Source organism: Leifsonia sp. T36S-04, assembly GCF_042465655.1.
In the GTDB taxonomy this organism is placed as follows: domain Bacteria; phylum Actinomycetota; class Actinomycetes; order Actinomycetales; family Microbacteriaceae; genus Leifsonia.
This window is the reverse complement of record NZ_CP146286.1, coordinates 200,292-214,265: the sequence shown is the minus strand read 5'-3', so window position 1 is coordinate 214,265 and position 13,974 is coordinate 200,292. Positions and strand designations below refer to the sequence as shown.

Genomic DNA, 13,974 nt, shown 5'->3' with positions numbered 1-13,974 from the left:
CGAATGATTCCCGGGCGAACTGTGTCCGGGGCCGTTCACGATTGTGTGATCTGCACCGCATGTCGGGTGCAGAACCGGCCCACTTGACTGACAAACCCATCCGCGCAGATCGCGCAGTGTCAAGAGCCGACTTCCCAACAGTAGCGGATCATTGCTGTGAAGGGACTGCTGATCGCCCTGGGTGGACGCGCGACCGCGGGGTATACAGGGAGGTATGAGCGCAGCCACCTCCGCGGACGCCCTCGATGCGATCGTCATCGGGTCGGGTCCGAACGGCCTCTCCGCCGCCGTGACGCTGGCGCGCGCCGGGCTCTCGGTGCGCGTGTACGAGCGGAACGCGACCGTCGGCGGCGGCCTGCGCACGGAGGAGGTGACGCTGCCCGGCTTCCGTCACGACATCTGCTCGGCCGTGCATCCACTCGCCTTCGCGTCCGGTTTCTTCCGGAAGTTCGGCCTCGACAGGCGCGTCCCGTTCGTCGTGCCGTCCGCGTCGTACGGCAATCCGCTCGCGGGCGGCCGGGTCGCGATGGCGTACCTCGACCTCGAGCGCACCGCCGACTCCCTCGGCGTGGACGGACCCGCGTGGCGCGCGATGCTGGGTCCGCTCGTACGCGAGGCGGATGCGGTGGCGCAGTTCACCGGGTCGCAGCTGCTCCAGGTGCCCCGGCATCCCCTGGTCGCCGCCCGGTTCGGGCTGACCGCACTCGCCCAGGGGGGACCGTGGTGGGATCTGCCCTTCCGCACCGAGGCGCCGGGCGCGCTGCTCTCCGGCGTCTTCGCGCACACCACCCTCCCGCTGCCGAGCGTGGCCGGCGCAGCCGCCGGACTCACGCTCGCCACGTACGCGCACGCCCGCGGCTGGCCGCTCCCGGTCGGCGGCAGCCAGGCGATCGCCGACGCCATGATCGCCGACATCGTGGCGCACGGCGGCGAGATCGTGACGGGCACGCCGATCGAATCGCTGGCCGACCTCCCGGACGCCCGTGTGGTCGTCTTCGACACCCACGTCGCGACGGCAGCCCGGCTCGGTGAAGACCGTCTCGCCGCGGGCTACCTGCGGCGCATCTCCCGGTTCCGGGACGGCAACGGCGTTTTCAAGGCCGACTTCGCCCTCGCCGGGCCCGTCCCCTGGACCAACCCCGAGTTGAACGAGACGGCGACGGTGCACCTGGGCGGAAGCCGCCGCGATGTCGCGCGCGCCGAGAACGCCGTCGCGGCCGGCGGCCAGAGCGATCCCCCTTATGTACTGCTCTCGCAGCCGTCGCTCTTCGACGGCACCCGGGCGCCGGCCGGCAAGCATGTCCTCTGGACGTACACGCACGTCCCGCGCGGATCGACGGAGGACCGGACCGAGGCGATCATCCGGCGCATCGAGGAGTTCGCCCCCGGGTTCAGGGACCTCATCATCGGGACCTCCACGATGAACGCGGTGCAGATGGAGCAGCACAACCCCAACTACATCGGCGGCGACATCTCCGCGGGGGCGCCGGACTTCGCGCAACTCGTCGCGCGTCCTGTGCTGTCCTCCGATCCGTGGCGCATGCCCGGGCGCGGGCTCTACCTGGCCTCCGCCTCCGCCGCCCCGGGCCCCGGCGTCCACGGCCTCGGCGGCTACTACGCGGCGCGCAGTGCGCTCCGCCACGAGTTCGGGTTCACCCGGATGCCGGACCTGTCGCCCGGCCCCGGCCAGACCATCCCGACGCGGGCTGCGTCCTTCGTGCCCGACGCCGTCCATCCCCCGACCCCCCGGGAGCCGTGAACATGTCCGTCAACGTCCGCCGCATGGCCTGCACACCCGAGCAGGTGTTCGCCGTCCTCGCCGACCCGTGGGTGTATCCCACCTGGGTCGTGGGCGCCTCCCGCCTGCGCGCCGCCGACAGCCGCTACCCGGCCGTCGGCTCCCGCCTCCACCACTCGATCGGCGTCTGGCCGCTCGTGCTGAACGACGAGACGCGCGTCGACGAATGGGACCCGCCGCACCGGATGGTGCTGGAGGCGAAGACGCGGCCGTTCGGCACCGAGCGCGTGATCATCGAGGTCAAGCCGCGCGCGGGCGGATGCGTCGTCCGCATCGAGGAGCACCCGCACACCGGTGCGATCACGCGGCTCCCCGACGTGGTCACAGACACCCTGCTGCATGTCCGGAACGGAGAGGCGCTGCGCCGCCTGGAGTGGGTGGCGCGGTGGCGCGCCGCCAGCGGCGACGCGCCCCGACAGGGCGGATAGGGTCCGGCTCAGCCGGCCGAGACCGCCCGGGTGCCTGCGCGGGACGACTCCATCCGCGACGACTCGCCACGCGATGACTCCACCGCGATCTTGCGCGGCTTGGCCCGCTCGGCGATGGGGATCATGACGCTGAGCACCCCGTTGTCGTACGACGCGGTGATGCCGTCGGGATCCACGTCGTCGCCGATCGTGAACTGCCGCAGGTAGGCACCGTAGGGGCGCTCCTGCGCCAGCCAGCGCGCTCCCTCGCGGTCGGCGGCGCTGCGCACCGCGCGGATGGTCAGCAGGTGACCGTCGACGTCCACATCCACCGACGCCGGGTCGGCCCCGGGAAGGTCGGCGTTCAGGATGTAGCGGTCGCCCTCGCGGAACAGGTCGACCGGCATGATGCGCGGCTGACGGCTGGTGTCGAAGACGCTCTGTGCGATCCGGTCCAACTGGGAGAAAGGATCGAACGACATGGCCATTGGATGTACCCCTTTCTTCAATTGAGCAGATGAGAGGCGGTTTGTGCCTCCGTTTCCGCCACAGATATTAGCACTCTCCAGTGGAGAGTGCCAAGGGTCGTTTCCGGTGTCAACCCGGTTCCGGCGCGGGCTCACCCGGCCTACCGTTCCTGACATTCCTCGAGCAGAAAGGACCCATCGTGGCCGTGAGCGAGACCAAGACGAGTACCAAGAGCGGCGCCAAGAAGAGCGCCCCCAAGACCGGCGCCGTGCGGCGCACCAGCGCCGCAGGTGTGGCCCCGACGCGGCGGGAGCATGCCGAGCACGGCTTCGTCGCCTCGGCGGAGCTCGCCCAGAACCTGCAGCGCGTGCACGTCGACCTGATCGAGCTGCACCTGCAGGGCAAGCAGGCGCACTGGAACGTGGTCGGACGCAACTTCCGCGACCTGCACCTGCAGCTCGACGAGATCGTCGAGTCCGCCCGCGAGTTCAGCGACACCATCGCCGAGCGCCTCCGCGCCCTGCACGCCACTCCGGACGGCCGCAGTGCGACCGTCGCCGAGCAGACCAGCCTTCCGGAGTTCCCGAACGGCGAGGTCGAGACGAGCGAGACCGTGGACCTCATCACGGAGCGTCTCGAGGCCGTCGTGCGCACCATGCGCGACGTGCACGACGACGTCGACGAAGAGGACCCCACGTCCGCGGACCTGCTGCACGCCATCATCGAGCGGCTCGAGCAGTACGCCTGGATGGTCAGCGCCGAGAACCGCACGCCCAGCCGCGCCTGACCCGGCCCGACGCCGATGGATGCGGTGCGCGCGTGGCGCGGGCCGCATCCATTCGCGTAATACGGCGGACACGCGCCTGGTCTAGCATCGGGCCATGCCGACGGAGATCCGCCCCGAGCCGCCCCGCCAGCCCGAGATCGAAGAGCTGCTGCGGCTGAGCGACGAGTTCGCGTTCGCGCTCTACCCGGCCGACAGTTGCTACCTGCTGGATGTCGGAGACCTCGAGAAGCCGGGCGTCACCGTGTTCGTCGCCCGCGTGGATGAACGTGCGCTCGGCATCGCGGCGCTCGTGACCGACCAGGATGCGCTTTCGCACGCCGAGCTGAAGCGGATGTTCGTCCACGAGGACGCGCGCGGCAAGGGTCTCGCCCGCCTGCTGCTGGCGGAGGTGGAGGCGGCGGCTTCGGAGGCCGGTGTCGCGGAACTCCGCCTGGAGACGGGCCCGCTGCAGCATGCCGCGATCGCCCTTTACGAGCGCTCGGGGTACGAGCGCATCCCGAACTTCGGACCGTACGTCGGGGACCCGTACTCGGTCTGCTACGCGAAGCCGCTGGCGGTCGCCGCCCACTGACCGCGTCCCGCTCGCGGGGGGCGTCCTCCGACTCCGACGCCGCGTCAGCTGCCGCGGATGCGCCGGGACAGCTCGGCCGCCGCGTCCCGCACCCGGGCGGCCAGCGCATCCCACTCATCCGGCGCTACGTTGTCCCGCGGGAAGGTCACGGCGATGCCCGCCGCGGGCCAGCCCGCGTGGTCGCGGACGGATACCGCGACCGAGGCGAAGCCGGGTGTCACGTCGCCGTCCTCGGTCGCATACCCGCGCTCCCGGGCCTCCGTCACGAGCCGGCGGAGCTCCGCGTACGAGTGCGGGCCCGATCCGGTGCGGTCCTCGAAGGCCCCCGAGTCCGGGTACAGCGCGCGCAACTGCTCCCGGGGCAGGGTGGCGAGCAGCGCCCTGCCGCTGGCGGTCAGGTGCGCGGGGAGCCGGACCCCCACATCCGTGACCAGCCGGGGACGGCGGGGCGCGCGCTCCTCCACGATGTAGACGACGTCGCGGCCGTGCAGCACCGCGACATGGCCGGACTCCCCGATCGCATCCACGAGCGCCGCCACGATCGGTCGGCCGAGTCTGCTCAGCGGTTGCTGGCGCGAGAATCCACTCGACAGTTCGTACGCCGCGACGCCGAGTCCGTAGCGTTTGGCCTCGGGGAAGTGGAGGACGAAGCCGTGTTCGGCGAGCACGGCGAGCAGGTGGTACACCGTCGAGCGCGGCAGGCCCAGGGCGGTGGCGATCGTGGCGGCGGGGACGGGACCGCGCTGCGTGCCCAGGTAGCTCAGGATGCGCAGCGTGTTGTCGGCCGCAGGGACCTTGCTCACCGCATCCACCTCCTGCCGCATACGCCCGGCGCGTCTGTAGTTCCAGGGCGTCTGTAACTCCCGGACGTCTGGGATCCCGGACACCGAGCAGCCTACAGCCGGCGCGCACCGCTGACCTGCGGAGCGAGGATCGGAGCATGCTCCAGACCCAGACCGCCGTCACCGTCGGCACCGGCCCGCTCAGCGTCGCCGACGTCGTCGCCGTCGCCCGCCACGACGCCCGCGTCGACCTCGATCCCGAGTCGCTCGCCGGGGTGGCGGCCTCCCGCGACATCGTCGAAGCGCTCGCCGACGACACCGAGCCGCACTACGGGATCTCGACCGGATTCGGCGCCCTCGCCACCACCTTCATCCCGAGCGACCGCCGCGCCCAGCTGCAGGCCAGCCTCGTGCGCTCGCATGCCGCGGGGTCGGGTCCGGAGGTCGAGCGGGAGGTCGTGCGGGCGCTGATGCTGCTGCGCTTGTCCACGCTGATGACCGGTCGCACCGGTGCGCGCCCGCAGACGGTCGAGACGTATGCCGCTCTGCTCAACGCGGGAATCACGCCCGTCGTGCACGAGTACGGCTCGCTCGGCTGCTCGGGCGACCTGGCGCCCCTGGCGCACTGCGCTCTCGCCGCAATGGGCGAAGGCCCGGTGCGGGTCGACGGCGAACTCATCGACGCGGCCGACGCGCTCGCGGCAGCGGGAATCGCGCCGGTCGTCCTCGCCGAGAAGGAGGGGCTCGCGCTCATCAACGGCACGGATGGGATGCTCGGGATGCTCGCGCTCGCCATCCACGACCTCCACGGCCTGCTCACCGACGCCGATGTGGCGGCGGCCATGAGCGTCGAGGCGCTGCTCGGCACCGACGCCGTGTTCGCCGACGACCTGCAGCGGCTGCGACCGCAGGCCGGCCAGGCGATCTCGGCGGCCAACATCCGGGCGATGCTGGCCGGCTCGCCCATCGTCGCCAGCCACAAGGGGCCGGAGTGCACCCGGGTTCAGGATGCGTACTCGCTGCGGTGCGCGCCGCAGGTGCACGGCGCCGCACGGGACACGCTCGCCCACGCCGAGCTCGTGGCCGGCCGCGAGCTGGCGTCGGCGGTCGACAACCCGGTGCTCACGCTGGACGGCCGCGTGGAGTCGAACGGCAACTTCCACGGGGCGCCCGTCGCTTACGTGCTCGACTTCCTGGCGATCGCCGTCGCGGACGTCGCCAGCATGTCCGAGCGGCGGACCGACCGCTTCCTCGACCCGGCGCGCAACCAGGGGCTGCCGCCGTTCCTGGCGCACGAGGTCGGCGTGGACTCGGGGCTGATGATCGCGCAGTACACGGCCGCGGGAATCGTCTCCGAGCTCAAGCGGCTCGCGGCGCCCGCGTCGGTGGACAGCATCCCGTCGTCCGCCATGCAGGAGGACCATGTGTCGATGGGATGGGCGGCCGCCCGCAAGCTGCGCCGGGCCATCGACGGACTGGCCCGGGTGATCGCGATCGAGATCATGACGGCCGCGCGCGGCGCCGACCTGCGCGCCCCGCTCCGCCCCGCCCCCGCGACGTCCGCGGTCATCGCCACCCTGCGCTCCACGGTCCCCGGCCCTGGCCCCGACCGCCACCTCGCCCCCGAGATCGAGCGCACCCTCACCCTCCTCCGCGCCGGCGCCCTCCGCCCCTCCCTCCCGTAGCCCGCGAGCACAGGAAAATTGTTCGATTTCGGGCCGCTGAGCAACAAAAACCCTGTGCTCGCGGGCCAGTGACGAAAGGAAAGCAGACGATGGATGGAGCTAGACCGGTACGGGCGGCGCGCGGGACGGAACTCAGCGCGAAGAGCTGGCAGACGGAGGCGCCGCTGCGGATGCTGATGAACAACCTCGACCCCGACGTGGCCGAGCGACCCGACGACCTCGTCGTCTACGGCGGCACGGGCCGGGCGGCGCGCAGCTGGGAGGCGTTCGACGCGATCGTCGCGACGCTGCGCGACCTGGAGCCGGACGAGACGCTGCTCGTCCAGTCAGGCAAGCCCGTCGGCGTGTTCCGCACCCACGAGTGGGCGCCCCGGGTGCTCATCGCCAACTCCAACCTCGTCGGCGACTGGGCAACGTGGCCCGAGTTCCGCCGGCTCGAAGCGCTCGGGCTGACGATGTACGGCCAGATGACCGCGGGATCCTGGATCTACATCGGCTCGCAGGGCATCCTGCAGGGCACATACGAGACGTTCGGGGCCGTCGCCCGCAAGCTCGCCGCCGCCCGGGATGGCGCGACCGACGAGCACAGTGGCGGGTCCCTCGCCGGCACGCTGACCCTGACCGGCGGCTGCGGAGGGATGGGCGGGGCCCAGCCGCTCGCGGTCACCCTCAACGGCGGCGCCGTGCTGATCGTGGATGTGGACCGCTCGCGCCTCCAGCGCCGGGTCGACCACGGCTACCTCGACGTGCTCGCGGCCGACCTCGACGACGCTGTCGCGCAGAGCCTCGCCGCCAAGGACGAGGGCCGCGCTCTCTCCGTGGGCGTCGTCGGAAACGCTGCGGAGGTGTTCCCCGAGCTGCTGCGCCGGGGCGTCCCGATCGACATCGTGACCGACCAGACCAGCGCGCACGACCCGCTGTCGTACCTGCCCGTCGGCTACCGAGTCGACGAGTGGCACGACCGCGCCGCCGCGGACCCGGAGCGCTTCACCGAGGACGCGCGCCGCTCCATGGCTGCGCAGGTGGAGGCCATGGTCGGGTTCCAGGATGCGGGCGCCGAGGTGTTCGACTACGGCAACTCCATCCGCACCGAGGCGCAACTCGGCGGCTACGACCGCGCCTTCGACTTCCCCGGATTCGTGCCCGCGTACATCCGTCCGCTCTTCGCCGAGGGCAAGGGGCCGTTCCGCTGGGTCGCGTTGAGCGGCGACCCGGCGGACATCGCCGCCACCGACCGGGCGGTGATGGAGCTGTTCCCGGAGGACGAGCACCTCCGACGCTGGATCACGCAGGCCGGCGAGAAGGTCCACTTCGAGGGCCTCCCCGCGCGCATCTGCTGGCTGGGCTACAAGGAGCGGCACCTTGCCGGGCTGCGGTTCAACGAGATGGTCGCCTCCGGCGAGCTCACGGCGCCGATCGTCATCGGCCGGGATCACCTCGACTCCGGCTCGGTCGCGTCGCCCTATCGCGAGACGGAGTCGATGGCCGACGGCTCAGACGCCATCGCCGACTGGCCGCTGCTCAACGCACTGCTGAACACCGCATCCGGTGCGACCTGGGTCTCGCTCCACCACGGCGGCGGCGTCGGGATCGGGCGCAGCATCCACGCGGGCCAGGTCGTCGTCGCGGACGGGACACCGCTCGCCGCGGAGAAGATCGAGCGCGTGCTGACCAACGACCCCGGCACCGGCGTGATGCGTCACGTCGACGCCGGCTACGACCGCGCGGTGCAGGTCGCGGAGGAGCGTGGCCTGCGCATCCCGATGCGCGAACACGCGAGCGGCCGCCCATGACGGCAACCCTGGTCACCGGGATCGGCGAGCTGGTCACGTTCGACCCCGAGCACGCGGGGGTGCTGGGGATCGTGTCCGACGCCGCCGTGCTCGCCGTCGACGGCCGTGTCGCCTGGACAGGACCGGCCGTGTCCGCTCCGCGCTCGGACGCGGACGAGGTGGTGGAGGTGGACGGTGCGGCGGTCATTCCCGGATTCGTGGACTCCCACACCCACCTCGTCTTCGCCGGTGACCGGGCCGCCGAGTTCGAGGCGCGGATGGCGGGCCAGCCGTATACGGCGGGCGGAATACGATCGACCGTCGCCGCAACGCGCGCCGCTAGCGATGACGAACTGCGCTCGCGGCTGGCGGGATTCGTGGCCGAACTGCGCGCTCAGGGGACGACCACCTTCGAGATCAAGAGCGGCTACGGGCTGACGGTGGCGGATGAGGAGCGGCTGCTGCGCCTCGCGCGAGAGGTGACGGACGAGACGACGTTCCTGGGCGCGCATGTCGTTCCGCCCGAGTACGCGGCCAGGGCCGATGAGTACGTCGAGCTGGTGACCGGCCCGATGCTCGATGCCTGCGCCCCGCACGCGCGCTGGATCGACGTCTTCTGCGAGACCGGCGCGTTCTCTGTGGAGCAGGCGCGCCGCATCCTGAACGCCGGTGCGGCGCGCGGGCTCGGCGCGCGCATCCACGCCGCCCAGCTCGGCCCGGGCGAAGGTGTGGCGCTGGCGGTCGAGGTGGATGCGGCGAGCGTCGACCACTGCACGTACCTCAGCGACGACGATGTGGACCGGTTGGCCGCATCCCGCACCGTTGCGACGCTGCTGCCGGGGGTCGAGTTCTCGACGCGACAGCCGTATCCCTCGGGCCGGCGGCTGCTGGATGCGGGTGCCACCGTCGCGCTCGCGAGCGACTGCAACCCCGGGTCGTCGTTCACCTCATCCATGCAGTTCTGCATCGCCCTCGCCGTGCGCGAGATGGGTCTCACACCGGCCGAGGCGCTCGCGGCCGCGACGCTCGGCGGTGCGGCTGCGCTGCGGCGCACCGATGTCGGTCACTTGCGCGTCGGCGCCCGTGCCGACCTCGTCGTGCTGCGCGCCCCCACCTACGTGCACCTCGCCTACCGCCCCGGCGTCCCCCTCGTCGCCCGCACCCTCCGCGCCTAACCCCGTCCGCCTAGCCCGCGAGCACAGGAAAAATGTTGCTCCCGCCGCGTTTCGGCGACATTTTTCCTGTGCTCGGCGGCTGGCTGGGAGGGTCAGCGGGAGGCGAGGCCCGCGGCGGACTCGAGGATCAGGAGGGCGGCCAGGCGGACGGTACGGGCGTCGGGGGTGTCCGCGCTGGCGTCGACCTCGGCGATGTCGATCGAGCGGACCAGAGGGGACGCGGCGGCCAGGCGCGCGAAGCGGCGCAGCTCCCAGGCCGCCAGCCCGCCGGGCACCGAAGCCGGGCACGCCGGGACGACGGAGCGGTCGCAGACATCCACATCCAGGTCGACGTGGATGGGACCCCCGGCCGATCCCGCGATCTCCAGCGCCTCGGTCATCACGTCGTCGAGCGGCCTCCCGTGCAGCGCGTCGCGCGGGACGACCGTGATGCCGTGCTCCGCTGCGCGGCGGGAGTAGGCGGCCGAGTTCGCGAAGTCGGCGATGCCGATCTGCACCACCCGCCGTCCGTCGAGCCCTGCCTCCAGCAGCTCGCGGACGGGCGACCCGTTCGACCTCCCGTCGCGCAGGTCGTGGTGGGCGTCGAGGGTGATAAGGCCCGCACTCCCCAGCTCGCCGCCCGCAGCGCCGAGCGCGACCGGGACGGTGAGGGAGTTGTCCCCTCCTACCGCCACTGTCAGGCGTGACCGGCCGACCGCCCCCGCGACGGCCCGGATCGCGCGTTCCCGGCCGTCGTCCCCATCGGGCGACGGAACGTCTCCGGCATCGGCGAATCGGAGGGCCTCCACCTCCAGCCCCGGGACGAAGGTCGAGTAGCGGCGCAGGGCCTCCCGCACCGCCGCCGGGGTCGCATGAGCGCCGGTGGGCGAGAGCGAGGTCTCGTGGGTCGGGATGCCGATCAGCGTCAGGTCGACGTCCGCATCACCCAGCCGGGGCCAGTCTCCGGCACGTGGCCACAGCGGATCGACGGACAGCACCTGGTCGCTCATACCGCGACCCTAGCCAGGCGGCGTCGGCCGCCGGCACGCCGAAGGAGGTCGTCCGTCTGGGATCCCGGACGGGCGACCCCGCATCGGTCAGATCTGAGAACCGCCGGCCGGACGCGTGAACACGGGAGGCTCGGGGCTCTCCTGCGACCGGGCCGCCACGGGCGACCCGCTCGGCGAGGTCGGTGAACCATCCGGCGATCCTCCGTCCGGCCCACCGCTGCCGCCGCCCTCTCCCGCAGCATCGCCCCGCGCCGCCCTCTTCGCCGCCGCACGCTCGCGGCGCCCCTCGACGAGGTTGTACAGGGTCGGCAGCACGACCAGCGTCAGCACGGTCGACGAGATCAGACCGCCGATCACGACGATGGCCAGCGGCTGCGAGATGAAGCCGCCGTGCCCGGTCAGACCGATCGCCAGAGGCGTCAGCGCAGCGATCGTCGCCAGAGCCGTCATCAGGATCGGCCGCAGTCGGCGCGACGCACCGTGCGCCACCGCATCCGACACCGAGAGCCCTCGCCGACGGTACTGGTTGACGAGGTCGATGAGGACGATCGCGTTCGTCACCACGATGCCGATGAGCATCAGCAGTCCGATGAGCGACGCCACCCCCAGCGGGATGCCCGAGATGATCTGGAGCAGGATCGCGCCGGTCGCCGCGAACGGCACCGAGACGAGCAGCAGCAGCGGCTGCCGCAGCGACCGGAACGTCGCCACCATGACGATGTAGACGATCAGGATGGCCGCGAGCAGTGCAAGCCCGAGCTGCGAGAACGCGTCCGACTGGCTGGAAGAGACTCCGCCGATCTTCGCCGTCGCCCCCTCCGGCAGGTCGGCCGCCTTGAGCGAGGCCGTCACATCCGCGTTCGCGGTTGTCAGGTTGTCCGTCGCGGGAGTCGCGGTCACGGCCGCGGTGCGGAGACCGCGCTCGGTGGTGACGCTCGCCGGGCCCTTGACCTCCTTCACCGCCGCCAGGCTCTCGAGCGGCACCACGCCCGCGGCCGTCGGCACCGGCAGCTGAGCCAGCCCGGCGACCGTCGTCGGCGGGTTCTCGCTCTGCAGGTAGATCTTCAGCGTCGTGTTGTCGATCGCGACGGACCCGGCCTGCGTCGGCTGCATCGCCTGGGACACGATGGTGCCGACCGCGACCTCGCTGAGCCCGGCAGCCGCCGCCTTCGACCGGTCGACCTCGACGGCCACGTACGGGAGCGACGCGCTCAGGTTGGAGGTGACCTGCTTCAGCGACGACTTCGTGTCGAGCTGCGCGACCACGGAGTCCGTCGCCTTCTGCAGGTCTTCGTTGCTGGTCGCGGTGATGTCGACCTGGATGTCGCTCGAGCCACCGAACCCGCTGGACGCGGACAGCGTGATCGTGCCCGGGTCCTTGATGCTCGCGAGCTCGTCCGAGATCGTGTTCTGCAGCTTGGTCTGGTCGGCGTTCGGATCGGTGGTGATCGAGAAGGTCGTGCCGCCGCTGCCACCCGTGAAGGCGTCCCGCAGCGACGAACCACTGGACCCGATCGAGACCTGGACCGTCTTCACGCCCGTGGTGTCGAGCAGCTTCTGCTCGACGACCTTCGCCGCATCGTCCTTCGACTGGAGGCTCGCGCCGGGCTCCAGGGTCTGCGTGACGGTGAGGGAATTCTGCCCGCTGGAGCCGAGGAAGTTCGTCTTCACGAACGGGAAGGCCAGCACGGTGAGAACGATTACGAGGACCGCGGCCCCCACGGTCACCCACGAGTGCTTCAGCGTCCAGCGAATGATCGGGAGGTATCCGGCCTGCAGCCGCGACGGGTGCTCCAGCTCGTCGACGCCGGTGGCCGTGGCCTCGGCGACGGAGAGGTGCGCAGACTCCACGTCGGAGCCGCCCTCGTGCTTGTGCGCCTTCGGCGCGCGCAGGAACCAGTACGCGAGCACAGGCACGATCGTGAGCGCGACGAGCAGCGACGACAGGAGCGCGATCGTGACCGTCACGGCGAACGGACGGAACAGCTCCCCGGTCACATCCCCGACGAACGCCAGCGGCAGGAACACCGCAACGGTCGTGATGGTGGACGCGGTGATGGCACCTGCGACCTCGCGCACGGCGCGCACGATGGTCACGGCGCGGTCGGACCCGGCCACGAGCTGCCGTTTGATGTTCTCGATGACCACGATGGAGTCGTCCACCACACGCCCGATCGCGATCGTGAGCGCGCCGAGCGTGATGATGTTGAGGGTGTAGCCGGAGGCCCACATCACGACGAACGTGATGAGCACGCTGGTCGGGATGGAGATCGCGGTCACCAGGGTCGAACGGACCGACAGCAGGAACACCAGGATGACGATGACCGCCATCGCGAGGCCGAGCAGGCCCTCCTCGGTGAGCGAGTTGATCGACTGCGTGATGAACGGGGCCTGATCGAACACGACCGTGACCTTCGCGTCGGAGCCGAGCTTCGCCTCCAGCTCGGGGACGAGCTTGGTGACCTCGTGCGAGACCTCGACGGTGTTCGCCGAGGGCAGCTTGGTGACGGCGACGGTCAGCGCGGGCTTGCCGTCCACGCGCGACAGGGAGGTGATCGGGTCGTCCGTCTCGGCGACCGTCGCGACCGCGCCGATGGTGGGAGGGGTCGTGGGAGCGGCGAGGGTGGTGCCTGCACCGCCCGCGCCGGCCGAAGCCGCAGCTCCCGCGCCCGCTCCCGCACCGGCTCCCGCTCCCGCACCGGCACCGGCACCGGCACCGGCCGAACCCGCCGCCGACCGCACGAGCGGAAGCGCGGCGATCTCATCCACCGAGCTCACCTTCGTGCCCGACTGGATGGACAACGTCTTGCCGTCCTCGGTGATGGAACCGCCCGGGATGAGCACGCCGCTCTGCTGCAGCGCATCCTTGATCGCGGAAGACGAGACACCCGCCGCCGCGAGCTTCGCCGGGTCGGGCGTGATGGTGATCCGGCGACCGACCTCGCCGACCAGCTGGGCGTCGTTGACACCCTTCAGATCCTTGATGTCCGGCAGCACGAGCTTCGTGATGTCGTCGCCGAGCGTCCGCTGGTCGGCGCCACCGGTGACGGCGAGCTGGATGACCGGAAGGTCGTCGATGCTCCCGGACAGCACCTGCGGCTCGACTCCGGAGGGAAGGCTCGACTTGATGCGGTTGATCGCCTGATCGATCTTCTGCTCCGCCGTCGCCAGGTTGGTGCCGTACGTGAACTTCGCGGTGATGATCGACTGGTTGGTGCTGCTGACCGCCGACGTGCTGTCGAGGTCCGGCACACCCTGGATCGCCGCCTCGACCGGGGTGCTCACGTCGTTGTTGACGACCTCCGGCGATGCCCCGGGGTAGGTCGAGAGCACGACCAGCTGGGGGAAGGAGATCGACGGGATGAGCTCCTGCTTGAGGTTGCTGAGCGCGAGTCCGCCGAAGATCGCGGCGACGATCGTCACGAGCGCGATCAGAGCGCGGTTCTTCATGCTGAGGACAGCCAGGAAATGCACGGGGGTTCCCCTCGGAGGGACGGTTTGCGGGACACGCGACACCGGTGGCGCAGGCAAAGTATGTCA

General features: G+C 71.2%; 11 protein-coding genes. 7 read left to right on the top strand and 4 right to left on the bottom strand.

Going from position 1 to position 13,974, the window contains the following annotated elements:
• Positions 1-214 precede the first annotated feature (214 nt).
• Together P3F85_RS01050 and P3F85_RS01045 are read left to right on the top strand one after the other, a co-directional pair.
• The gene (locus P3F85_RS01050; RefSeq protein WP_374009415.1) at positions 215-1,759 is read left to right on the top strand and encodes a phytoene desaturase family protein; all 1,545 of its coding nucleotides are present in this window, start codon (positions 215-217) and stop codon (positions 1,757-1,759) included.
• 2 nt (positions 1,760-1,761) lie between these two features.
• A complete protein-coding gene (locus tag P3F85_RS01045) occupies positions 1,762-2,226 on the top strand; it encodes an SRPBCC family protein (protein WP_374009414.1) in 465 nt (154 codons plus the stop codon).
• Between the two features lie 8 nt (positions 2,227-2,234).
• Here the strand turns inward: P3F85_RS01045 and P3F85_RS01040 are convergent, their stop codons facing one another.
• Entirely contained in the window at positions 2,235-2,693 is a 459-nt protein-coding gene (locus tag P3F85_RS01040; RefSeq protein WP_374009413.1) for an Hsp20/alpha crystallin family protein, read from the bottom strand.
• Positions 2,694-2,872: 179 nt separating this feature from the next.
• On the opposite strand from P3F85_RS01040, the gene P3F85_RS01035 reads away from it, so the two are divergent.
• Both P3F85_RS01035 and P3F85_RS01030 read left to right on the top strand, forming a co-directional pair.
• Positions 2,873-3,460, top strand: coding sequence for a Dps family protein (locus P3F85_RS01035; RefSeq protein WP_374009412.1), 588 nt, complete (start codon positions 2,873-2,875; stop codon positions 3,458-3,460).
• 94 nt (positions 3,461-3,554) lie between these two features.
• Positions 3,555-4,031 carry a GNAT family N-acetyltransferase gene (locus P3F85_RS01030; RefSeq protein WP_374009411.1) on the top strand — a complete coding sequence of 159 codons (477 nt, stop codon included), beginning with the start codon at positions 3,555-3,557 and terminating at the stop codon, positions 4,029-4,031.
• 44 nt (positions 4,032-4,075) lie between these two features.
• Here the strand turns inward: P3F85_RS01030 and P3F85_RS01025 are convergent, their stop codons facing one another.
• Complete coding sequence (locus P3F85_RS01025) at positions 4,076-4,834, bottom strand: IclR family transcriptional regulator (RefSeq protein ID WP_374009410.1); 759 nt, start codon at positions 4,832-4,834, stop codon at positions 4,076-4,078.
• A 137-nt stretch (positions 4,835-4,971) separates the two neighbouring features.
• On the opposite strand from P3F85_RS01025, the gene hutH reads away from it, so the two are divergent.
• The 3 genes from hutH to hutI all read left to right on the top strand — a co-directional run bounded on the left by hutH (position 4,972) and on the right by hutI (position 9,445).
• Positions 4,972-6,498 carry a histidine ammonia-lyase gene (gene hutH / locus P3F85_RS01020; protein WP_374009409.1) on the top strand — a complete coding sequence of 509 codons (1,527 nt, stop codon included), beginning with the start codon at positions 4,972-4,974 and terminating at the stop codon, positions 6,496-6,498.
• A gap of 89 nt (positions 6,499-6,587) precedes the next feature.
• Positions 6,588-8,291 (top strand): urocanate hydratase, encoded by a 1,704-nt coding sequence (gene hutU / locus P3F85_RS01015; RefSeq protein ID WP_374009408.1) that lies wholly within the window; start codon positions 6,588-6,590, stop codon positions 8,289-8,291.
• A complete protein-coding gene (gene hutI / locus P3F85_RS01010; RefSeq protein WP_374009407.1) occupies positions 8,288-9,445 on the top strand; it encodes an imidazolonepropionase in 1,158 nt (385 codons plus the stop codon). The genes hutU and hutI overlap by 4 nt, the downstream gene beginning before the upstream one ends.
• 92 nt (positions 9,446-9,537) lie before the next feature.
• On the opposite strand, the gene P3F85_RS01005 is transcribed toward hutI, so the two are convergent.
• Both P3F85_RS01005 and P3F85_RS01000 read right to left on the bottom strand, forming a co-directional pair.
• Positions 9,538-10,434: an arginase family protein gene (locus tag P3F85_RS01005; RefSeq protein WP_374009406.1), complete on the bottom strand. Its 897-nt coding sequence runs from the start codon at positions 10,432-10,434 to the stop codon at positions 9,538-9,540.
• An 87-nt stretch (positions 10,435-10,521) separates the two neighbouring features.
• Positions 10,522-13,908 carry an efflux RND transporter permease subunit gene (locus tag P3F85_RS01000; protein WP_374009405.1) on the bottom strand — a complete coding sequence of 1,129 codons (3,387 nt, stop codon included), beginning with the start codon at positions 13,906-13,908 and terminating at the stop codon, positions 10,522-10,524.
• Positions 13,909-13,974: the final 66 nt, after the last annotated feature.